Origin of the sequence: Variovorax sp. VNK109 (genome assembly GCF_049445855.1) — a bacterium.
Classification (GTDB): Bacteria; Pseudomonadota; Gammaproteobacteria; order Burkholderiales; family Burkholderiaceae_C; genus JAGOCV01.
This window is the reverse complement of sequence record NZ_JBMSDV010000001.1, coordinates 763,567-785,309: the sequence shown is the minus strand read 5'-3', so window position 1 is coordinate 785,309 and position 21,743 is coordinate 763,567. Positions and strand designations below refer to the sequence as shown.

Genomic DNA, 21,743 nt, shown 5'->3' with positions numbered 1-21,743 from the left:
CTTTCCTTCAGTCAAAAAAATCCTTGGGGCCTCAGTCCTGCGGCGTGAAGCCGGAAGCCTTCACGATGCCGCCCCAGCGCTCGGTCAGCGCCTTGAGCGCCGCCTTGAACTGTGCGGGCTGCTGCGGCGCGACTTCCAGACCCATCTGCGCAAAGCGCTGCTGCGTTTCGGGCAAGGCGAGCATCTGGTGCGAAAGCGTTGCGAGCTGGTTCACCGTCTCGGCATTCAGCGAAGCGGGCGCGTAAAGCGAATACGATTCCTCGATCACGATGTCGGTGAACCCGAGCTCGGTGTAGGTGGGGACGTCGGGCAGGAAGCGCGAGCGCGTGGTGCCAGTGGTCGCCAGCAGGCGCAGCTTGCCGGACGACATCAGCGGCAGTGCATCCGCGGGAGTGAGCACGCCGGAGGCGATCTGCCCGCCCATCAGGTCCTGTACCAGCGGCGCCATGCCGCGATAAGCCGCGTGCGTGAACTCCATCTCGGCGCGGCGGCCGAGCATGATGCCGGAGAAGTGCGCGCTGGTGCCCGCGCCCGGCGAACCGAACGAGGCCTGTTTCGGATTGGCCTTGCACCAGGCAATGAAGTCCTTGAGCGTACGCACCTCGGCCGGCACCTGCGTGCTGATGGCCAGCACGAACGGGAACTTCGCCAGCGGCGTGACCGGCGCGAAGTCGTTCATCGGGTCGTAGCGCAGGCTCTTGTAGATGTGCGGGAACAGCACCATCATGCCGCTCGGGCTCACCAGCAGGCTGCTGCCATCGGCCGCACCGGCTTTCACGTGCTCCACGGCGAGACGCCCGCTCGCGCCGACCTTGCTTTCAACGATCACGGCTTCAGCGAACTTGCCGCGAAGGTAGTCCGCCAGGATCCGCGCCGTCACGTCGGACGAACCCCCGGCCGCAAAGCCGGTAGTGATGGTGGCGAGCTTCAGGCGCGGCTGCGCGAGCGCCGCGAAGGGCAGGGCAAAGCCCGTGGTGGCGAGGGCGGCACCCGCGCCCAGCAACAGCCGGCGGCGAAGGCCGGTTCGGGAATCGGTTTTCATGTCTGTCTCCTTTTGCGCTGAAGGTACCGCCTGCCCCGCTGGCCCGCCAGCGGAACGGACACGAATTACACTAGGTGAAATCACATGGAAAGCGTCAAGACCATCCGCGCTGTCGAGCGCGCGTTCGACGTGCTGCGCGCCCTGCAGGCCCAGCCCGACGGCGCCACGCTCATCGAACTGCAGTCGGCCACCGGCCTGTCGGGGCCGACCTTGCTGCGCATGCTCAAGACACTCATCGCAGCCGGCGTGGTCCGCCGCAGCATGACGGACCAGCGGTATCGCAACAGCGTGCAGCTGCAGGTGCTGGCCCATGCCATCGCGCCCGCCGACCGTCTGGCCGACGTCGCCGCGCCCTGGCTCGACCAGCTTTGCCAGCAGGTGGAATGGCCGTCGGACCTGATGGTCCACGTGGGTGACGACGACTTCATGATGGTGCTCGAGTCCAACCTGCGGCAGTCGCGCTTCTATGTGCGCAGGCGCTATGGCCGCATACGGGTGAACCTGATGGCGTCGGCCGCGGGCTCGGCATTCCTGTCGGCGCTGACGCCGGAGCGCCGGATGGCGCTGGTGCGCGCCGCGCGGTCGGGCCGTGATGTGCACAATGCCAAAGCCATTGCGTTGAACGATGCGCAAGCGCGCGTGGAAGAGGCCCGCCGCCGCGGCTACGCATCCCGGCACCCGGTCTACCGGGGTGGCGGATACAACGGCGCGGCGCGCGACGATTCGCTGCAGGCCATCGCCGTGCCGATCATCGGGCAAGGGCAGGTGCTCGGCGCGCTGAACATCAACTGGAACCGCGCTGCGTTCACTGAAAGGGAAATGGTGCGCCGCCATCTGCCCGCGTTGCAGAAGGCCGCGCAAGGCATCGCTGCCGACGCGGTCGCCAACGGACTGCTGGCCGACCTGCCCGGGCTGGAACGGGCGGACAACTGGCCCGATGGCGTCGCGCCGTAGCGGCAGCCTGCGCCGTTCGTACCCTTCCCGCCACGTTTTCGGCTTTCGCGTGCATTCCCGAAGGCGCGGCAGCCTGCCCGGCGCTATGCTGGCGGCAGACAGAGGGCAACGCCGGGGGCACAGAGGCGCATGAACGACACGACGGAATCGCTGAAGGCGTCAGCCGCTGCGCTGGACAGTCTCGGCATCGCCGTTTGTGCCTACGACGGCAATGACTGCGCCGTGCTGTGGAACGGCACCTTCCTCAGCTTCTTTCCCGAACATGACGGTTTCATCCGCGTCGGCGAGCCCTATGTCGACAACCTGCACCGCTTCTATCGCGTGCGGTTGAACGCGCAGGAGATGCCGCAGATCGCGCAGTACATCGAGGCGGCTCTGGCGCGCCACCGCGTGCAGAACCAGCCGATCTCGTTCCAGCATCGCGGCCGCTGGTTGCGTGTGGCGACGATGCATCTGGCCGACGGCACGCGCATGCGTTTCTGGACGGAAACCGCATCACCCGTCAGTACCGATGAGATCATGGCGGCGAGTGCCGCGGCGCGCAGGGAATCGCCCGACTTCGTGGAGCACCTGTCGGACGGCATGATGGTGCTGGGCACCGACGGCCGCATCTCCTGGGTGAACGACCGCTTCGTGCTGGTCTACGGCGTGATGGGCAAGGGTCTCATGACGGGCCGTCGCTTCGAGGACGTCTATGCGCTGGCCTGGTCCGGCGCGGCGGACGAAGAGCGCCACATCCACGAGGCCGGCCGCGTGACGCTGATGGAGGCCCTGAACTTCACCGGCGCGCCGTTCCAGCTGCCACTGCCCGGCGGCCGCTGGCTGCGCGTGGCGGCCCAGCGCGCCAGCACGGGTGAACTGTATTTCGCGAGCGTGGACATCACCGAGATGGAGCGCAGCCGCCGCGCGCTGGAGGAAAAATCGCACCAGCTCGAGACCACGTTCGCCAGCATCGCGCAGGGCATCTTCATGCTGGGGCCGGACGGCCGGCTGACCACGTACAACGACCGGCTGCTCGAACTGCTCGACCTGCCGCGCGAGTTGATGGAGACGCGACCGACGCTCTCCGAGATGACGAACCACCAGCTCGCACGCGGGGATTTCGGCGACGGCCAGCGGCTGGTGCAGTTGCACGCGCGTGGACATGTGGCGGCTGCGGGCATGACCCAGATTCCGGAGCACTACCTGCGCCGCACCAGACTGGGCCGCGTGCTCGAAGTGAAGACCCAGGCGCTGCCTTCGGGTGGCATGGTGCGGACCTTTACCGATGTGACCGACTACGTGAGCGCACGCGACGAGATCGAACGGCTGAACACGGGGCTCGAGGAGCGCGTGCGCCTGCGCACGGCCGAGCTGGAAGCGGCGAACAAGGAGCTCGAAGCTTTCTCGTATTCGATCGCACATGACCTGCGGCAGCCGCTCACGTCCATCGACGGGTTCAGCACGCTCCTGACAGGCCTGACGGCCAACATCCCCGAAGGCGACGTGGCGCAGAAGGCGGCGCACTATGCGGGACGCATACGCTCGGGCATCCGTCAGATGAGCGCGCTGACCGATGGCCTGCTCGCGTTGGCACAACTCTCCCGCGCAAAGCTCGAATGGCGCGAGTTCGACCTGGCCGCAGAAGCGCGACTGGTCGCGGCCCAGCTGGGCGAACGCGACCCGCGCCGCGTGGTGAATTTCGAGATCGAACCGAACCTCTGGGTGCATGGCGAGCCCGTGCTGCTGCGCCAGGTGGTGGACAACCTGCTCAACAACGCATGGAAGTTCACCGCGCGCAGGAGCGCCGCGCGCATCGTCGTGGGCAGCCAGAAGCTGGAAAGCGGCGAAACCGCCTACTTCGTGCGGGACGACGGTGCCGGTTTCGACATGGCTTATGTCGACAAGCTGTTCGGCGCGTTCAACCGCCTGCACAGCCCGGGCGAATTTGCGGGCACAGGCATCGGCCTGGCCACCGTGCAACGCATCATTGCCCGACACGGCGGCCGCGTATGGGCCACCGGCAAGGAGGGGGACGGCGCCACCTTCTGGTTCACGTTGGGCGACGCCCCGCCTCCGGACTAGAAGCTCACCTTCAGCGACAACCGGGCCGTGCGCGGCTCCATCGGGTGCACGTGCCTGTCATCGAAACCTGCGCCGCCGTTGCATCCACCCGCCACCTCCTCCGCCGTGCATGACGCATAGAAGTACTCGATGTCGTTGCTCTTGCGGTTGGTCAGGTTGAAGATGTCCAGGCCCAGCGACACATCCCGGCTGATGGCGTAGCGGATGCCGGCGTTGACGAGCGTCGACGGCTTGGAGCGTTCCGTGTTCAACGTGTCGAGTGCGCGCGCGCCCATGTGGCGCAGGCGCGCGGTGGCGGTCCACGGGCCTTCGGTCCACGTCACACCCGCAGCCAGCACGGTTTCCACTGCGTTGTCGATGTAGTTGCCTTCGCCGGCGGGTGCCTGGCCCTTGAAGCGCGCATGGGACACGGCGCCTTCGAGTTCCACACGCCAGTTGCCTGCAGGCTTCCAGCGCAGCGCGGCTTCGATGCCGCGCCGCGTGCTCGCCCGCCCGGCCTCGGTCGCGCCCGCGTCGCCGATGTAGACGAGTTCCGAGTCGATGTTCAGACGCCACAGTGCAAGCGTGAATGTGGTCTCGGCAGAAGGCGCGAAGCGCCAGCCCAGCTCTGCGCCCCGGCCCTGCACCAGCGCCGGAACGCGCTCGGCCGGCAACCCGGTCTGCGGATCGAGCGTGATGGTGGCGCCGCGCACGTCGTTGCTGTGGAAGCCCGTGCCTGCATTGGCGTAGAACTCGCTCGTGGGCGAGAAAGTCCATGCGAGCCCGGCCTTGGGGCTGATGAGCGTGTCGTTGCCCTTGCCGCTGTTGACGGCGCCGAAGACGGGCTCGTGGCCGCTCACACGGTATCGCATCGAGTCGCCGCGCAGGCCTGCGTAGGCGCGCCACCGGCTGTTGAAGTTGACCAGCTGTTGCGCGAACACCGACAGCAGGTCCTGGGAGACCGAGTCTTCCCGCACCGTCGCGTAGCGGTTGCGCGACTCGGTGAGGTAGAGCCCGACTTCGCCGACGCGGTCACCGCGCCACGAAGCGCCAATGCTCAGCAGGCCGTCGAGACCAGCAACCCGGTTGGGCATGCGATGCGTGGCCTGCGCGCCATGGATACGGCGGCGGTCGGTCTGCTCGAACTGGTCCCCCTGAACGGGGTTGGAGAGGAAGTAGGTGAAGTCGGAAAACAGGTCGAACGAATAGTCGATGGCGTACGCGCTGATCTCGGTGCTGCCATTCGGCCCCGACTCGAACCACTGGCCCGACAGGCTCACGCGGCGCGTGCTGCCGCCGTCGGTGGGGTCGAGCGTGCCGAAGCGCGGGAGCGCGCCGCTGTCCACGGCGCGCATCGGAATCTGGTCGGTGCTGCTCCAGTCGCTGTCGTAGGCCATGCCGGTGATGCGCCAGCCGCGCTGGCTGGTGCCCTGCGAGTAGCGCAGGACGGCATTGACCTTCTTCAGGTCTTCGGGCCGGACCCACGGACCGTCGTTGTGCATGAGTTCGAGCGCAGCGAGCCAGGTCCGGTCATCCTGCGTGCGCGAGCCCGCCAGCAGCGCGCGCCGGTAGCCGTTGCCACCGAGCGTGAGCTCGCCGAAAGGCTTGTCCAGCGCGCTGAAGTAGTCCATGGACGCACTGCCCGCGAGGGAGAAGTCGCCGTTGTCCAAGGCGTATGGGCCCTTGCGATAGCGAACCCCGGAGACCAGTTCGGGAATGAGGAAGTTGAGGTCCGCGAAACCCTGCCCGTGGCCGTGCGATGGCATGTTGACCGGCATGCCGTCCACCGTGATGGCGAAGTCGGTGCCGTGGTCGAGGTTGAAACCCCGCAGGAAGTACTGGTTGCCCTTGCCATCGCCCGAGTGCTGTGTGGCGACCACACCCGGCACGGCTTCGACGATGTCGCCCGGCCGCAGCTTGGGCCTCGACTGGTAGGACTCGCGCTCTGCCGCGCCTTCGCTGGCGCTGTCGGCGCTGCCGATGCTCGCATCGCGCGGGCCTTCGATGGTGACCTCAGGCAGGTGGCCCGTCTGTGCGCTGGCGAGGCCAGCGCAGGCCAGGGCTGTGGACAGCATGCAGAGCTTCAGCTTCATCCTTCTCTCCTTGTATGAATAATTCGAGATTGTTCATACAAGAACCGCGCCAAGCCATACGCCTTTGGACGCAGGCGAGGGCGCAAAGCCCGTCAGGCGATGGGTTTGTAGTGGGTGTGCCGGTCGCCCATGGGCCCCATCGCGCTTTTCGATGCGCCGTGGGAATGCCCGTGAGGATGGCTGTGCGCGTGTGGCTCGTGCGCGAGCGGCACGATGTGGATGTTGCCGTGCCGCACGCCGCGCAGGGCAATCAGTTGCTGTGCGCAGGCCGTCACCGCGGCGGAAGGGCCGCGCAGCACCACGGTCTCGAGGCAATGGTCGTGGTCCAGATGGGTATGAAGGCTGGTGATGACCAGGTCGTGGTGATCGTGCTGAAGGCCGAGCACCCGGCCGGTGACGGTGTGCTCGTGGTGGTCGTACACGTAGCTCACGCTCGCCACGCACCATTTGGCTTTCTTGCTGTCGAGCGATGCCGTGCCGAGCTTTTCGCGGATCAGGTCGCGCACGGCTTCCGAGCGGTTGCCGTAGCCACGCTGCGCAATCAGTTCGTCGAACTGCGCGGCCAGCGTGTCGTCCAGAGAAATCGTGAAGCGCTGCATGGTGATGGCGCGGCGTTCAGGCGGCCTGCAGCATGCCGCGCTGCTCGATGAACGACACCACGTCGGCCAGGCCGCTGTTGGTCTTGAGATTGGTCATGACGTACGGCTTCTTCTGGCGCATGCGCTGCGTGTCCGACTCCATGACGCCGAGATCGGCACCCACGTACGGAGCAAGGTCGGTCTTGTTGATGACGAACAGGTCGCTTTTGGTGATGCCGGGGCCGCCCTTGCGCGGGATCTTCTCGCCGGCCGCCACGTCGATCACGTAGATGGTGAGATCGGAGAGTTCGGGGCTGAAGGTGGCCGCCAGGTTGTCGCCGCCGGATTCGACGAACACCACGTCGGCATCCGGGAAGTCCACCAGCATGCGGTCGATGGCTTCGAGGTTGATCGATGCGTCCTCGCGGATGGCGGTGTGCGGGCAACCGCCCGTCTCCACGCCCATGATGCGCTCGGCCGGCAGCGCGCCGCTCACGGTGAGCAGGCGCTGGTCTTCCTTGGTGTAGATGTCGTTGGTGATGGCGACGAGGTCGTACTTCGCGCGCATCGCCTTGCACAGCATTTCGAGCAGCGTGGTCTTGCCGGAGCCGACCGGCCCGCCGATGCCCACGCGAAGCGGCGGCAGTTTCTTGGTGCGGTTGGCGATGTGGTGCAGTGCGGAGCTCATGTGTGTGCCTGTGGAAAGTCAGCTGCGGAAAAGTCGCGAGTATTGTGTTTCATGCCGCGAAGACAGGATCGCGAGCATGGGCGAAAAGGCCTGGCGCTCGTCGTCAGCCAGCCGCGTGGCGGTGTTCACGGCAGCGGGGATCGACGCGGCGAGCTGGGCGAGGATGCGCTGTCCCGCGCTCTGCCCGAGCGGCACGGCTTTCACGGCGGCAGCCACCATGTTCTCGGCCCAGCCGAAGGCGAAAGCCAGCGCGGCGTCATGCACACTGGCTTGCGTGCGCGCGGCGGCAAAGGCGAAGGCCACGGGGTAGGTGGGTTGCAGGCCGGCGAACGATTCGACGGCGTCGTCGTGATGCAGCTTCAGCCATTCCACGAAGGAGCGGCCCATCTGCTCGGTCTGCAGGCGCAGTTCGGCGGTTTCGCGCGTGGCGAGGACCCACTGGTTGAGTGCCTGGATGCGTGCGAGGTCGCCCTCGCGCCAGGCCGGAATGGCTTGCGCCACGACCGCGAGGTCGGCCCGCGTCAGGCCCAGATGAAGCTGCTCGCCGATCCAGCGTGCTGCAGCCGCCTCCGAATCGACGCCGGCCCATTCCACGGCTGGCTCGACGCCTTCGGAATACGAGAAGCCGCCGATCGGCAGGGCCGGCGAAGCCAGCCAGATCAACTGCAGGAGACTCGGGCCGTCCATATCAATGCATCGGCATGTCAGTGCGAATGACCGCCATGACCATGGTGATGATGCGCGTGGTCGTGATCATGGGAATGGTCGTGCCCGTGGTCGTGCCCGTGGTCGTGCCCGTGGTCGTGCGAATGCCCGCCGCCGTGCGAATGCCCGCCGCCGTGCGAATGCCCGCCCGACGAGTACGCGCCGCCTTCGGGTTCGAACGCCTCGCTCGCTTTGTTCACGATCAGGTGCATCGCACGCAGCATGTCGGCCAGCACATGGTCGGGCTCGATCTTCAGGTGCGTGGGCGTGAGCTCGATCTGCACGTGGCGGTTGCCCAGGTGATACGCGGCGCGGATCAGGTCGAATGGCGTGCCGTGCTGTGTGCAATGCGTGATGACGAGCACGGCTTGCGGCGCCGCGATCACGCGGATCATCGTGCCGTCTTCCGCCACCAGCACGTCGCCACCGCGCACCAGCGTGCCGCGCGGCAGGAAGATGCCCAGATGCCGGCCCAGGCTGTCGGTCGCGTCGAATCGGCTCTTCTGGCGAACGTCCCAATCGAGCTCGATCGTGGAGGCGCGCTTGACGAGCACGGGCGCGAGGCCCTTGCCGCCGGCAATCAGTTTGGAAACCTGCAACATGGGAACTCTCAGAACAGGAAATACCGCTGCGTCATCGGCAGCGACACGGCGGGCTCGCAGGTGAGCAGTTGCCCGTCGGCGCGCACGGCGTAGGTCTGCGCGTCGATTTCCATCTTCGGCAGGTAGCTGTTGTGGATCAGGTGCTGCTTGCGCACCTGGCGGATGTTCTTCACTGCAGCCACGTTCTTGGCGAGACCGAAGCGTTCCTTCACACCTGCGGCCACGCCGGCCTGCGACACGAAGGTCAGCGAGGTCTTCGCGATCGCACCGCCGAACGCGCCGAACATCGGGCGGTAGTGCACCGGCTGCGGCGTGGGGATCGATGCATTGGGGTCGCCCATCGCAGCGAAGGCGATGAAGCCACCCTTGAGGATGAGCGCCGGTTTCACGCCGAAGAACGCCGGCTTGAACACCACGAGGTCGGCCCACTTGCCGACTTCGATGCTGCCCACTTCATGGCTGATGCCGTGCGAGATGGCGGGGTTGATGGTGTACTTGGCCACGTAGCGCTTGGCGCGGAAGTTGTCGTTGCGGCTGCTGTCTTCAGGCAGTGTGCCGCGTTGCAGCTTCATCTTGTGTGCGGTCTGCCAGCAGCGCAGCACGACTTCGCCGACGCGGCCCATGGCCTGGCTGTCGGAGCTGAACATGCTGATCGCGCCGAGGTCATGCAGGATGTCCTCCGCCGCGATGGTTTCCTTGCGGATGCGGCTTTCGGCGAAGGCCAGGTCTTCGGCGATGGCCGCGTCGAGGTGATGGCACACCATGAGCATGTCGACGTGTTCGTCGAGCGTGTTCACGGTGTAGGGCATCGTCGGGTTGGTGGAGGACGGCAGGAAGTTCGCCTCGCCCACCACCTTCAGGATGTCCGGAGCGTGGCCGCCGCCCGCGCCTTCGGTGTGGAACGCGCAGAGGCTGCGGCCCTTGGTCGCTTCGATGGTGTTCTCCACGAAGCCCGATTCGTTGAGCGTGTCGGAGTGGATGGCGACCTGCGTGTCCGTCTCTTCCGCCACGTCCAGGCAGTTGCTGATGGCCGCCGGCGTCGTCCCCCAGTCTTCGTGCAGCTTGAGGCCGATGGCGCCCGCGCTGATCTGTTCATGCAGCGCGGCCGGCAGGCTGGCGTTGCCCTTGCCCAGGAATCCGAGGTTCATCGGGAATGCATCGGCGGCCTGCAGCATGCGCTCCATGTTCCACGGGCCGGGTGTGCACGTGGTGGCGAAGGTGCCCGTCGCCGGACCGGTGCCGCCACCGAGCATGGTGGTCACGCCGGAACACAGCGCTTCCTCGATCTGTTGCGGGCTGATGAAATGGATGTGCGAATCGATGCCACCAGCCGTGACGATGTTGCCTTCGCACGAGATGATCTCCGTGCCCGGGCCGATGATGATGTCCACGCCCGGCTGCGTGTCGGGGTTGCCGGCCTTGCCGATGGCGGCGATGCGCCCACCCTTGATGCCGATGTCGGCCTTCACGATGCCCCAGTGGTCGAGGATCAACGCGTTGGTCATCACGCAGTCCATCGCACCGTCGGCGCGTGTGCGCTGGCTCTGCGCCATGCCATCGCGGATGGTCTTGCCGCCGCCGAACTTCACTTCCTCGCCATAGCCACCGGCAGCGAGCGTGTAGTCCTTCTCGACTTCGATCAGCAGCTCGGTATCAGCCAGGCGCACCCGGTCGCCCACGGTGGGGCCGAAGATTTCCGCGTAGGCGCGGCGTCCGATGCTTGCCATCAGGCAGCTCCCTTCGATGCACCCAGCGGGCCTTGCACCTTGCCCTGGAATCCGTAGACCACGCGGGCCCCCGAGTAGTCCACGAGTTCGACCGTGCGCTGCTGGCCCGGCTCGAAACGCACGGCCGTGCCGGATGCGATGTTCAGGCGCATGCCGCGCGCGGCGGCGCGGTCGAATTCGAGTGCGCCGTTGGTTTCGGCGAAGTGATAGTGCGAGCCGACCTGGATCGGCCGGTCCGCCGTGTTGCGCACCACCACCGTGAGCGTGCGGCGGTTCGGGTTGAGCGCGTGCTCGCCGTCTGCGGGGAAAAGTTCGCCGGGAATCATGTCAGGCCATCCGTACGAGCAGCGTCAGGCCGAAGATCGCGACGGCAGCGCCCGCGACACGTGGCGCCCAAGCGCCCATGCGGCGCACTGCCCAGCCCAGCCCGATGCCGAGACCGTGCAGCAGTGCCGTCGCGGCCAGCATGCCGGCCAGCGTGGCCGCTGCCTCCGATTCGCCTGCGAGCTCGTTGCCGTGCGCCACGCCGTGGAAGATGGCGAACACACCCACCAGCGCGGCTGCTGCAACCCCCGGCATGCGCAGCCGCGTGACCACGAGAAGGCCGATCACAAGCAGCGAGGCGGCGATCATCGGCTCCACCGCCGGCATGGCGACGCCAGCCAGTCCCATCAGCGCACCCACGAGCAGCATGCCGGCAAAGCCCAGCGGCGCCCAGATCAGGTCGGGAAAGGCGCGGCGTGCGATCAGCGCGCTCCAAAGGCCCACGCCCACCATGGCTGCCAGGTGGTCAGCGCCCGTCAGCGGGTGCAGCGCGCCGGCCAGGAAGCCGTGGTGGCCGCCGTCGTCGGTGCCCGTGTGGGCCATGACGGCCAGCGGTGCGGCGGCTGCCAGCAGCGCGAGCGTGGTGCCGATGCGGCGGGAGACATTGCTTGCGTTCATTTCTTCGGTTCTCCGGTGTGTTCTTTTCCGAGTTTTCAGACGATCGGCTGGTGCACGGTGACCAGCTTGGTGCCGTCGGGGAAGGTGGCTTCGACCTGGATGTCCGGGATCATTTCCGGAATGCCGTCCATCACGTCGGCGCGGCCGAGCACGGTACGCCCCTCGCTCATGAGCTGCGCCACGGTCTTGCCGTCTCGCGCGCCCTCCATGACGGCGGCCGAGATCAGCGCCACGGCTTCGGGGTAGTTGAGCTTGAGCCCGCGGGCCTTGCGCCGCTCGGCGAGCAGGGCGGCGGTGAAGATCAGGAGCTTGTCTTTTTCGCGAGGCGTGAGTTCCATGATTTCATTATGTTGCAAGGCCTGTGCCGGTCCAACCGGGAGCCGTACGCCGGATGGCCCATGGCACGGCCTCCAATGGCATGAAATCTGCAGCTTCAGGCCGTGAACGAGGCCGTCTCTCCCCTCCCCATCGTCCCCGCCGACGCGGCGCCGGAAAACGACGCGCCGCAACGCGTCGTGAAGGTGCGGCGCGACTACAACAGCTGGGTCGCGAGCGAGACCATGGAGGACTATGCGCTGCGCTACACGCCGCAGCGCTTCCGCAAATGGTCGGAATGGCGTGTGGCGAACACGGCTTTCGGCGCCGCGTCGTTCCTCATCCTCGAAGCCGTCGGCGCCACGCTGCTGGTGCAGTACGGCTTCATGAATGCGTTCTGGGCCATCATCGCCACCGGGCTGATCATCTTCCTGGCGGGCCTGCCCATCAGCATCTATGCCGCCCGCCATGGCGTGGACATGGACCTGCTCACGCGTGGCGCGGGCTTCGGCTACATCGGCTCGACCATCACCTCGCTGATCTACGCCTCGTTCACCTTCATCTTCTTCGCGCTCGAGGCGGCCGTCATGGCCTACGCGCTGGAACTCGCGCTCAACATCCCGCCGAGCTGGGGTTACCTGATCTGCGCGCTCGTCGTCATCCCCCTGGTCACGCACGGCGTGTCGGCCATCAGCCGGCTGCAGGTGTGGACGCAGCCGTTGTGGCTGCTGATGCTGATCGTCCCATTTGCGTACGTGCTGGCGCTCGATCCCGGTGCATTCTCCGGAATTTCGCACTACAAAGGAGAAAAGGGCGGCACGAGTGAATTCAGTTTGCCCCTGTTTGGTGCGGCTCTGACGGTGGGCATCGCGCTCATCACGCAGATGGGCGAGCAGGCGGATTACCTCCGCTTCATGCCGGCCAAAACGCCCGGCACGCGCGGCCGCTGGTGGGCGGGCGTGCTGGCAGGCGGACCGGGCTGGGTGGTGCTGGGCGTGATCAAGATGCTCGGCGGCGCGCTGCTGGCGTACCTGGCCATCCGCCACATGGTGCCGATCGACCGCGCGGTGGACCCGAACCAGATGTACCTGGCCGCCTACGAATATGTGTTCCCGCATTACGGCTGGGCCGTCGCGGCGACCGCGCTGTTTGTGGTGGTGTCGCAGCTCAAGATCAACGTGACCAATGCCTATGCGGGCTCGCTCGCGTGGAGCAATTTCTTCTCGCGCCTCACGCACAGCCATCCGGGACGTGTGGTGTGGGTGGTATTCAACACGCTCATCGCGTTCATGCTGATGGAGATGAATGTGTTCGAAGCGCTGGGCGACGTGCTCGGCCTGTACTCGAACATCGCCATCGCCTGGATGATGGCGGTCGTCGCGGACCTCGTCATCAACAAGCCGCTGGGCCTCTCTCCCAAGGGCATCGAGTTCAAGCGTGCGCACCTGTACGACATCAACCCGGTCGGCGTGGGCGCGATGGTGCTGGCATCGGCGCTGTCGATCACGGCGCATCTGGGATTGTTCGGGCCGCTGGCGCAGGCGTTTTCCGCGGTGATCGCGCTGGGCACGGCTTTTGTTGCCGCGCCGGTCATTGCCTGGCTCACCAAGGGGCGTTACTACATCGCGCGCACCAGCGATGAGCCCGCGGCGCAGGCGGTGATCCTGCACCGGCGCGAAGACATCGACGCCGGCACGCCACTGCAGATCGTGGTGAAGCGCTGCGTCATCTGCGAGCGCGACTACGAAGGCCCGGACATGGCGCATTGCCCCGCTTACCAGGGGCACATCTGCTCGTTGTGCTGCACGCTCGACGCGCGCTGCGGTGACCTGTGCAAGCCGCATGCGAGTCTGTCGGCCCAGTGGTCGGGCGCGCTGCGCTGGCTGCTGCCGCGCCGCATCTGGCCATACCTCGATACCGGCCTCGGGCACTACCTGCTGCTGATGCTGGTCATCATGCCGTTGCTCGGCGCGGTATTCGGGTTGCTCTACCACCAGGAACTGCGCGCGGTGCAGGAGTCGGTGGAGGCATCGGTCCTGTCCGAATCTGCCTTGCGCGCGGGCTTTCTCAAGGCCTACCTTGCATTGCTGCTCATCGCCGGCATCGTCGCCTGGTGGCTGGTGCTCGCGCACAAGAGCCGGCAGGTGGCGCAGGAAGAGTCGAACCGCCAGACCCACCTGCTGATGCGCGAAATCGACTCGCACCGCCAGACCGACGAAGCGCTGCAGCAGGCCAAGCGCATTGCAGACCAGGCCCGCAGCGCGGCCGAGCATGCCAACCACGCCAAGAGCCGCTACATCAGTGCGATCAGCCACGAGCTGCGCACGCCGCTCAACAGCATCCTGGGTTATGCGCAGCTCATGGGTGAGGACGCGTCGGTGCCCCCGCACCGCAAGCATGCGGTGAACATCATCCGGCGCGGCGGCGAGCACCTGCTCTCGCTGATCGAAGGCACGCTGGACATCGCGCGCATCGAGGCCGGCAAGCTCACGCTCAACGTCAAGCCGATGCACTTTGCCGATTGTGTGCACGAGATGGCCAGCATGTTCGAGCCGCAGGCCGTGAGCAAGGGTCTCGCGTTCGACTTCGTCAGCGAAGGCGCGGTGCCGGAAGTCGTGCGCGCGGACGAGAAGCGCGTGCGCCAGATCCTGATCAACCTGCTGGGCAACGCGGTGAAGTTCACGAGTGAAGGCAGGGTGACCTTCCGCGTGCGCTACGCGCGCGAGATGGCATGGCTTGAAATCGAGGACACCGGCCCCGGACTGTCGGTGCAGGAACTCGAAGCCATCTTCGAACCCTTCGCGCGTGGCACCAGTTCCTCGCAGGCAGCGCCCGGTGCGGGCCTCGGCCTGACGATTGCCAAAATGCTGACCGACCTGATGGGCGGCGAACTGAAAGTGTCGAGCACGCCGGGCGTGGGCTCCGTCTTCCGCGTGAAGCTGTTCCTGCCGGAGATGCGGCAGGTCATGCCGCCGCCCGGCAAGTCGCCTGCGGTGCAGCACCGGCGCGGTTACGTGGGCGAGCGGCGCAAGCTGCTCGTGGTGGACAACGAGGAGCCGGACCGCGAATTGCTGGTCAACCTGCTGGAGCCGCTGGGTTTCGAGTTGCGCACCGCCGCGAGCGGCCACGACTGCCTCGACCTGCTCGCCGCAGGCTACCGGCCCGATGCGATCTTCATGGATCTGGCGATGCCGGGCATCGACGGCTGGGAGACCATCCGCCGCGTGCGCAAGCTCGGTCTCGATGGCATCCACATCGCCATCGTGTCGGCGAATGCGTTCGACAAGGGCCTGGAAAACGATGTGGGCATCCGCAACGAGGACTTCATCCCCAAACCCGTGCGCCACAGCGAACTGCTCGACTGGATCGAGCGGCATCTCGCCATCGTGTGGACGGCGGGTGAAGATGCGCGGGATGCCGCTGCCGGGCTGCAGGCGGAGCCTGCCGTGCCCAGGCAGCCGTTGCAGCCGGGCTTGCCGCTTGCCGTCCCGTCACCTGCGCGTCTGGCGGCGCTGCAGGAGGTGGTGACGCTCGGCTACTATCGCGGCATCCTGAACCAGCTGGACGTGCTGGAAGCCGGGCAGCCCGAATGCGCGCCGCTGGTGGCGCAATGGCGCGAAATGGCAAGGCAGTTCCAGTTCGAGGCCATCAGCCGTCAGTTGGGCCAGCTGGGCATGGCTTCCAGCGAATCCGCCACCGACACGTGATCACCATGACACCCGACTCGCGTCCCGTTGTTGCCGTCGCTGCCGCCGCGCTCGACCGCGGCAACAGCGACGTCGTGCTGATCGTGGACGACGTGCCCGACAACCTCTCGGTCCTGCACGATGCGCTCGACGAATCGGGTTACACCGTGCTGGTCGCCACCTCGGGCGAAGCAGCGCTGCAGCGTGCCGCGCAGGCGCTGCCCGACATCGTGCTGCTGGACGCGATGATGCCCGGCATGGATGGCTTCGAGGTCGCGCGGCAGCTCAAGGCCTCGGCGGGGACTGCGCACATTCCCATCATCTTCATGACCGGTCTGACCGAGACCGAGCATCTGGTTGCCGCGCTCGACGCGGGCGGTGTGGACTACGTCACCAAGCCGATCAAGCCCAAGGAAGTGCTGGCGCGCATGGGCGTGCATCTGGGTGGCGCGCGGCGTGCACGGCAGGCGGTGCAGCAGGCAGGACAGGCGCGCAACGCGCTGGACGCATTCGGCTACGCGAGCATCACGGTGCGTGAGAGCGATGGCCGCCTCGTCTGGCAGACGCCGCTCGCGCGCGACCTGCTGATGCGCTACTACGGCACGTCGGCGCCGACCACGCCCAAGCCGGTGATCGACTGGCTGCGCCGGCATCTTGCCGACGCCCGCGCCAATGTGGAGCCGCCGAGGCTGTCCATCGAGCAGGGGCCGAGCCGCCTGTCCTTCAGCCTGCACCAGCAGACGGGCGACGACCCGGCGGGTGAAACGGGCGGGGGCGGCGACTGGCTGATCATCATGCGCGAGGTCAGTGACGCGGCGATCATCGAGTCGATGAGCCTGTCGTTCAAGCTCACCGCGCGCGAGGCCGAGGTGCTTTACTGGGTGTTGAAGGGCAAGATCAACCGCGACATCGGTGACATCCTCGGTTCCAGCCCCGCCACGGTGAAGAAACATCTGGAGCGTGTGTTCGCCAAGCTCGGCGTGGAAACGCGCACGGCCGCAGCCGCCATGGCGATGAACCGCATCCGGCAACTGCATCCGCAGTTCGAGGGATGACGCATCCGCAGTTCGAAGGGTGACGCCCCTCCGGTTTGGGCGCTAGTTCGCGAGCTTGAGATCTTCCGCCTGTGCGGCGAATTGTGAATCGGTGCCGGAGTACTGCGATTCGGAATAGGCGCTGTCCGGCGGTACATCGACCGAGTTTTCCTTGGCGATGGCTTCGAGCGCGCGGTTCACCACCTCGTGCATGTCCACCGGGCGCAGCATGCGCGTGCGGATGAGGCGCTCGCAACTGCGGCGCGTCATCGAGTGCGGGCTGCCGCCGTGGCTTTCGAACATGAAGAGCGTGCGGCGCGTGCTGGCCCAGATGAGCTGTGCGCGCAGCCAGTTTTCCTTGGAGTACAGGTCCACCCAGCCGCCGAGCTTGAGGCCCTTGATGACCTGCGAAGGCGTGAGCTGGACCTGCTGCTCTGCCGGCGTGGCCGGCGCGCTTGCGCCATCCGCACCGTCGGTCGTGGCGCCCGGCGGTTCCGTGGGCGGTGGCTCGAGCGGCATGCTGCTCGAATCGAAACTGCTGGAATCGAAGTTGCTGTCCGGCAGCATGCTGCTGGAGAACTCACTGCTGGAGAATTCGCTGTTGGTGGCCAGCGGCTCCTCGAAGCCGACGGCGTCGAGGAACTGCTTGCCCAGCCAGGGCATGTTCTTGGGCTTGGCCACGCGCTCTTCGGCAGTGGCGGGTGCCTCGGGCGCGGCAGGGCGGGTGTCCTGGAAGCCGTCGCGCGCCCACTCCGCCCGGTTGCGCGTGCGGCACAGCTCCAGCACCGGCTTGTGCAGGCGCTCGAGCGTGTCGAAGAAGGCCTGCTTCTCGGCGGCATCGGCGCCCAGCATGTCCAGGCCCTCGACGATCTTGCGGACCATCGGCGGGATCAGCTGGATCAGCTTGGCGGGCTGGTTGAGGGTGAGGTCGTGCTTGGTGCTCCACAGCAGGTCGGAGATCAGCGAGCCGTAGCCGCCCGGGTCGATCTGCGCCTTGGTGTCCTTGAGGCGCGCATGCGCCATCACCAGCGTCCAGCGGTTGTAGAGGAAGTCCAGGATCGACGCGGGCACGAGGTCTAGGTCGGTACGCTGGCTGATCTCGTAGGCCAGCTGGTTGGCCATGGCCTGCCGTTCCTCGGCGAAACGCATGGCGTCGACGACGGCGTTGCGTGCATCGAGCTCGGCCCGGTCCTCTTCGTCCCAGAGTTTCTCGAGCTCGACCAGCGCTTCGCTGAACGGGACGTCGTTCTCGACTTCCTCGATCTGGTTGAGCTTGTTGAATGCCTCGCCGACAGGTTCGAAGAACTGGTTGAAGTCCTGTGCCAGTTCATCGTTGTAGCGGAAGCTGCGCTGCGCGACGCGTTCGATCAGCTTGCGGCCGGGATGCGCCGACTCGGAGATGAAGCGCGGGTCGATCATCGCCAGGCGCGCGAGCGCCGGCTCGAGCGCCACGATGGCTTCGCGCATGGAGCCGAGCAGGCGCACGTCCTGGGCGACCTGGTTCACCAGTTGGCGGACCAGTTCGAGGCCCATCACCTGGTCGACGTCGGTGGCGTCTTTCTTGAGCTGCGTGCGGACCAGCGCGCGTTCCTTGGCACGCGCGTAGTCGCCCCACATGGGCGAATTGAGCGCCATCGACGCGTCCACATAGCGCGCCGGACGGTCGACGACCGGGATGTCCACGTAGTCTTCGGGCGAATCGGGCAGGACTTCGGTGTCCTGCTCGTCCTGCAGCGCGGCCAGTTCCTGGTCCACTGCGGCATAGAAGGAAGGGGCCAGACCGCGCCGTGGACGCGGGCCGGAACCGCCGCCGGCACCACCGCCGCCCGGGCCGAATCCGCCGGTGCCACTGAAGAACTGGCGGAACAGGTCCTGACTGACCTGCTGGTCCGACAGATCCACGACCATGACGCCTTCGCCGCCCATGTTCTCGCCGAAACCATCGAATCCGCCAGGCCCACCCGGGCCACCGCCGGGACCACCCCCGCCGCCGCCACCACCGCCAGGACCACCGGTCCCGCCACCGGTGGCCGTGCCGCCGCCTTCGCCGCCCTGGGGGCCGGAACCGCCGGCCGCTGCAGCGTCCGGTGCCATGCCGACCTTGTATTTGACCGGCTGGATGCCCGCGGCCTTGAGCTGCTGGATCAGCTTTTCGTACAGCGCCTTGAGTTCGCTGGCAAACGGGGCCGAGACATGGGCGAACCAGGCAACGACCACCGGGCCGTCGGCACCCGACTCGTTCATCAGCGTCTGCAGGGTGCGCACGTAGACGTCGGGGCGCACCGGGTTCAGACCGGGGGCGATGTTGGGAAGGCCCAGCGCGGAACTCATCAGGCCGTCGAGCTGGGGCAGGATGCCCTCGACCTGGGCCGAGACGCGCTGCAGAAGACGGGACGTTTCAATGGCCTGCGAAAGCTGCGTGTCGTCCACCAGGGAGAAACTGTCTTCCAGGAAGCCCGAGTCCTCGTCGTCGTCGCCCAGCTGGGACGGCTTGAAGGCATTGGCCAGCCGGTCGTCCATCGGATTGTCGGCGGCGCGCGAGGCGTTGGCGGTCTCGCCGTCCAGCGCGCCCCGGAGCATCTCGGGGAAGCGCCGCGCCATCGGGTCCTTGTAGTTCAGCAGCATGCGCCAGGCGAGCGTGAGCTCGTTGCGCTTGGCGCTGGACAAGGCCTTGCCTTCTGCGTCCTGCAGGGCGCTGACCGTGTTGTCCACGCAGCGGATGAAGAACTGCTGCGCACCATCAGCCGCGAACTGGAGGCAATTTCGGATAGTCGACGACTGCGTGGCCATGTGTTTTGATTAGTGCGCCGCCCGGGTCTGCGAATGCCGGACAGCTGCCCCCTCAGGGCAGGCCGACATCATGCCTCATCGCCAACCTGAACGGGTTGCGCAATGCCTATTCTATGCACGGGAATCGGCTCGTGGCGCATGCCCCCGCCATGTCTGTCGTGCCGTTGGTGCGGCACAACTGCGCCATGCGGCAGGAACAGCGAAAAGTTGGCAGTCCGGCCGGCCCAGCCAGGGGCTGGCTCAGCCCGGACGCAAGGGAAGCGAGCGCAAACGTTGCCCGGTCAGGGCGTACAGCGCATTGGCCACCGCAGGTGCCACCGGCGGCGTGCCGGGCTCACCCACACCCTGGGGGTGGGCGGTCGACGGGATGATGTGCGTCTGAACCATGGGTGTCTGCGGCAGGCGCAGCACCGGGTAGTCGTGGAAGTTGGACTGCTGCACCTGCCCGTCCCGGATCGTGATCTCGCCGTACAGTGCGGCCGACAGCCCGAACACGATGCCGCTTTCCATCTGCTGGGCGATGAGGTTCGGGTTGAGTGGAAACCCGCAGTCGATCACGCAGATCACCCGGTGGACTCGGATGGCCTTCTCTGCGGAGAGCGACACTTCCGCCACCTGCGCCACGATGGAGCCGAACGACTCGTGCAGCGCCACACCACGCGCGACGCGTGTGCCGTCGGCGGCCGGCGCGGGCGGCTGCCCCCAGCCCGACAGTTCGGCTGCTTTTTTCAGTACCTGCAGATGGCGCGGATGCCGCGCAAGCAGGCTGGCACGGAAGGCCACCGGGTCCTGCCCGGCCGCAGCGGCCAGTTCGTCCACGAAGCTTTCCTTGAAAAAGGCGTGGTGCGAATGGCCGACAGAGCGCAGGAACCCCACGGGCACGGGCAGCGTCACCCGCACATGGGCCACGCGCGAGGCCGGCCATTCATAGGGCTGGTCGAAGGCACCTTCGGACGATGTCTTGTCCGGCACGAGCGGTGACGTCAGTTCCGGCAAGCCAAAACTGCGCGCAAGCACGTGCGGCACGATCGCCTGGCCGGCCGACACGTTGTGCCAGGCGACCGGGCGGCCATCCGCATCGAGGCCGGCGCGGAACCTCGACACGCAGGCCGGCCGATAGAAGTCATGGCGGATGTCCTGCTCGCGCGACCAGATCGTCTGCACCGGCTTGCCGCCTGCGGCGCGCGCGATCGCGGCCGCCTGCACGATGTAGTCCGCTTCCAGCCGACGGCCGAAGCCGCCGCCGAGCAACTGCACCTGCATGTCCACCTGGCTTGCGTCGACGCCGAGCAGCTTCGCCACCCCTTGGCGTGCGATGTCGGGCACCTGTGTCGACGCCCAGACGGTGGCGCCCGCATCCTTGCCCTGCCCCGTCAGTTGCACCGTGCAGTTGATCGGTTCCATCGCCGCGTGCGCAAGCCACGGCGCGCGGTATTCGGCCTCGACCACGCGCGCTGCCTTGGCGAACGCGCCGTCCACGTCGCCGCTTGCGTGATAGGCAAGGCCGTCGTTGCTGTCCAGCGCCTGCGACAGGCGCGAGAGCACCGCCTCGCCGGATATGGCCGACGCGGGGCCGTGCGACCATTCGACCTGCACCCTGGCCAGTGCGCGCACCGCTTCGAAATACGTGTCGGCAATGACGGCCACGCCGGCGGTGCCGCCGTTGTGCGCGTCGACTGCGAGCACGTGGCGCACGCCCGGCATGGCCTGCGCGTGTGTTGCGTCGAAACGCTCTACGCTTCCGCCCAGCGTGGGGCACATGTTCACGCTGGCATACAGAAGGCCTTGCGGGCGCACGTCGATCCCGAACCGGGCGCTTCCGTGGACCTTTCCTGCCGCTTCGATGCGTCGCAACGGACGGCCCGCGAGCACGAAGGTCGCCGGGTCCTTCAGCGGGACACGACGGGGCAGGGGCTGGCGCGCCGCGTGTTCCGCCAGTTCACCGAAGCCCATGCGCCTGCCCGACGTATGCGACACCATGCCCGCCTTGGCGCTGCATTCCCGCGCGGGCACATTCCAGTGTGCCGCCGCAGCCGCCACCAGCATGGCGCGCGCGCTGGCACCGGCTTCGCGCATCGGCAGCCACAGGTCCTTGATGCTGGTGGAGCCGCCGGTGACGCTGGTGCCGATCTCGCGCATCGTCTTTCCGGTGAGCCAGACCGCGACCGACTTCACCGCACCACCCTCGTCAGGATGGAAGGGCAGGCCGTCGGTCGCCACGGTGAGGTTGTTGTAGATGCGGTCGGGCGGTGCCATCTCGACACGCACCCGATCCCAGTCGGCGTCGAGTTCCTCGGCCAGAACGGCGGCCAGGCCCGTGTGCACGCCCTGGCCCATTTCGGACTTGCTCATCCAGACGACGACGCTGCCGTCGCTGCCGACCTTCACCCAGCCATTGAGTGCGTGCTCACCTCCTGCCACGGGCGGTGCCTCTGCCGTCACGAGGCGCTGGCGGACCGGCGCGACCGCCCAGCCCAGCGCCAGCGCGCCCGCGGCAGCGGCGCCGCCCAGCAGAACGATTCTCCGTTTGACGATGGCGGACTC

Annotated in this window: 16 protein-coding genes; 4 read left to right on the top strand and 12 right to left on the bottom strand. The window is 67.0% G+C overall.

What is annotated here, in order from left to right; all coding sequences use genetic code 11:
- Positions 1-31: 31 nt before the first annotated feature.
- On the bottom strand, positions 32-1,042 hold the full coding sequence (locus ACO2Q9_RS03790) for a Bug family tripartite tricarboxylate transporter substrate binding protein (RefSeq protein WP_423308462.1): 1,011 nt from the start codon (positions 1,040-1,042) through the stop codon (positions 32-34).
- Positions 1,043-1,126: 84 nt separating this feature from the next.
- Here ACO2Q9_RS03790 and ACO2Q9_RS03785 point away from each other — a divergent pair, with 84 nt between their 5' ends.
- Positions 1,127-1,996, top strand: coding sequence for a helix-turn-helix domain-containing protein (locus ACO2Q9_RS03785; RefSeq protein WP_423308460.1), 870 nt, complete (start codon positions 1,127-1,129; stop codon positions 1,994-1,996).
- A 129-nt stretch (positions 1,997-2,125) separates the two neighbouring features.
- Positions 2,126-4,060: a PAS-domain containing protein gene (locus ACO2Q9_RS03780; protein WP_423308457.1), complete on the top strand. Its 1,935-nt coding sequence runs from the start codon at positions 2,126-2,128 to the stop codon at positions 4,058-4,060.
- Here the strand turns inward: ACO2Q9_RS03780 and ACO2Q9_RS03775 are convergent.
- From ACO2Q9_RS03775 to ACO2Q9_RS03735, 9 genes are all read right to left on the bottom strand, one after another.
- The gene (locus tag ACO2Q9_RS03775; protein ID WP_423308455.1) at positions 4,057-6,132 is read right to left on the bottom strand and encodes a TonB-dependent receptor; all 2,076 of its coding nucleotides are present in this window, start codon (positions 6,130-6,132) and stop codon (positions 4,057-4,059) included. The two genes, ACO2Q9_RS03780 and ACO2Q9_RS03775, sit on opposite strands and share 4 nt — an antisense overlap.
- 92 nt (positions 6,133-6,224) lie before the next feature.
- The gene (gene nikR, locus ACO2Q9_RS03770) at positions 6,225-6,731 is read right to left on the bottom strand and encodes a nickel-responsive transcriptional regulator NikR (RefSeq protein ID WP_423308453.1); all 507 of its coding nucleotides are present in this window, start codon (positions 6,729-6,731) and stop codon (positions 6,225-6,227) included.
- 16 nt (positions 6,732-6,747) lie between these two features.
- Positions 6,748-7,398, bottom strand: coding sequence for an urease accessory protein UreG (gene ureG / locus ACO2Q9_RS03765; protein ID WP_423308451.1), 651 nt, complete (start codon positions 7,396-7,398; stop codon positions 6,748-6,750).
- An 18-nt stretch (positions 7,399-7,416) separates the two neighbouring features.
- Entirely contained in the window at positions 7,417-8,085 is a 669-nt protein-coding gene (locus ACO2Q9_RS03760; protein WP_423308449.1) for an urease accessory protein UreF, read from the bottom strand.
- Between the two features lie 17 nt (positions 8,086-8,102).
- Positions 8,103-8,705 (bottom strand): urease accessory protein UreE, encoded by a 603-nt coding sequence (gene ureE / locus ACO2Q9_RS03755; protein WP_423308447.1) that lies wholly within the window; start codon positions 8,703-8,705, stop codon positions 8,103-8,105.
- An 8-nt stretch (positions 8,706-8,713) separates the two neighbouring features.
- On the bottom strand, positions 8,714-10,432 hold the full coding sequence (gene ureC, locus ACO2Q9_RS03750) for an urease subunit alpha (protein ID WP_423308445.1): 1,719 nt from the start codon (positions 10,430-10,432) through the stop codon (positions 8,714-8,716).
- Positions 10,432-10,758: an urease subunit beta gene (locus ACO2Q9_RS03745; protein ID WP_423308443.1), complete on the bottom strand. Its 327-nt coding sequence runs from the start codon at positions 10,756-10,758 to the stop codon at positions 10,432-10,434. The genes ureC and ACO2Q9_RS03745 overlap by 1 nt, the downstream gene beginning before the upstream one ends.
- A 1-nt stretch (position 10,759) precedes the next feature.
- On the bottom strand, positions 10,760-11,374 hold the full coding sequence (locus ACO2Q9_RS03740) for a HupE/UreJ family protein (RefSeq protein ID WP_423308441.1): 615 nt from the start codon (positions 11,372-11,374) through the stop codon (positions 10,760-10,762).
- Between the two features lie 35 nt (positions 11,375-11,409).
- The gene (locus ACO2Q9_RS03735) at positions 11,410-11,712 is read right to left on the bottom strand and encodes an urease subunit gamma (protein WP_423308439.1); all 303 of its coding nucleotides are present in this window, start codon (positions 11,710-11,712) and stop codon (positions 11,410-11,412) included.
- 102 nt (positions 11,713-11,814) lie between these two features.
- Here ACO2Q9_RS03735 and ACO2Q9_RS03730 point away from each other — a divergent pair, with 102 nt between their 5' ends.
- Complete coding sequence (locus tag ACO2Q9_RS03730; protein ID WP_423308437.1) at positions 11,815-15,396, top strand: ATP-binding protein; 3,582 nt, start codon at positions 11,815-11,817, stop codon at positions 15,394-15,396.
- A gap of 5 nt (positions 15,397-15,401) precedes the next feature.
- Positions 15,402-16,430, top strand: coding sequence for a response regulator (locus ACO2Q9_RS03725; protein ID WP_423308434.1), 1,029 nt, complete (start codon positions 15,402-15,404; stop codon positions 16,428-16,430).
- Positions 16,431-16,472: 42 nt separating this feature from the next.
- Here the strand turns inward: ACO2Q9_RS03725 and ACO2Q9_RS03720 are convergent, their stop codons facing one another.
- Both ACO2Q9_RS03720 and ACO2Q9_RS03715 read right to left on the bottom strand, forming a co-directional pair.
- Positions 16,473-19,199, bottom strand: a complete 2,727-nt coding sequence (locus ACO2Q9_RS03720; protein ID WP_423308432.1) for a DUF1631 family protein — start codon at positions 19,197-19,199, stop codon at positions 16,473-16,475.
- A gap of 240 nt (positions 19,200-19,439) precedes the next feature.
- Positions 19,440-21,734 (bottom strand): molybdopterin cofactor-binding domain-containing protein, encoded by a 2,295-nt coding sequence (locus tag ACO2Q9_RS03715; RefSeq protein WP_423309912.1) that lies wholly within the window; start codon positions 21,732-21,734, stop codon positions 19,440-19,442.
- Positions 21,735-21,743: the final 9 nt, after the last annotated feature.